Raw genomic sequence first — 751 nt, forward strand, 5'->3', positions numbered from 1 at the left:
GGGTTGCAGCGGGAGGTGCCGGTGTTCGGGCGGACCCGCCGGGTCGGGTTCTACTCGACGTTCACCGCCCGCGCCGAGGCCGACCGGTTGGCCACCGCGTACGGGCCGGTGGAGCTGGCCCGGGACCCGGGCGACGGTGCCGTGCACGCCCTGCGGGGGCGCGGCTTCGCCGGGGTGCAGTTCCACGCGGAGTCGGTGCTCAGCCCGGACGGGCTCGCCGTGCTGAGCGAGCTGTTGGCCGATCTGCTGCCGGCGGCGCGCACGCAGGCGCTGTCCGCGACGCGCGACGGCGCATAGTCACAGTGCCCCGGGGGTAGGGCTGGATGGACCGGTGGCGCGGACGGGCCGCGAGCCCCCGCCCGCGCCATCGGTCACCCTCGTCCGTCAGCCGGCCACCGGCTCAATTTTTCCGCAACTTCCGGGGCGTTCCGGCCCGGCGCCGCGCGCGGACGACGATCCTGATGCCATCGGTGCCGGCGGGATCGAGCCGTCGCCCCGCACCGGGCGCCTGAACGGGGGATCGCGCTCCGCCGGCAACGGAGCTGGCGTAGCGCGATCAGGGGACCGGGTCCGCCCCGCCCGCGCTCAGTGGACCAGGGTCGCCATCAGCCGGTCCAGTTCGGCCGCCGGGTCCGCGGTGAGGCCGGTGTGCACCGGCCCCGTCTGGATCATCGTGCTGCGCGGCGCGGCCAGCCAGTGGAACCGCTCGCCGAGGCGCATCCGGGTCGCCGGCCCGTCACCGGAGCAGGTC

1 protein-coding gene and 1 pseudogene are annotated in these 751 nt (G+C 76.2%); one reads left to right on the forward strand and one right to left on the reverse strand.

The genetic code is table 11. The features are described from left to right. Nucleotides 1-297: pseudogene (locus tag KBX53_RS34795) on the forward strand (chorismate-binding protein); the annotation flags it as partial. Nucleotides 298-585: 288 nt separating this feature from the next. Here KBX53_RS34795 and KBX53_RS34800 read toward each other — a convergent pair. Further along, nucleotides 586-751 (reverse strand): DUF3037 domain-containing protein (locus tag KBX53_RS34800; protein WP_210864019.1); only part of this gene is annotated, 166 nt, incomplete at its 5' end.

The sequence above is a fragment of the Micromonospora sp. M51 genome, assembly GCF_018070305.1.
GTDB classification, from domain to species: Bacteria; Actinomycetota; Actinomycetes; order Mycobacteriales; family Micromonosporaceae; genus Micromonospora; species Micromonospora parva.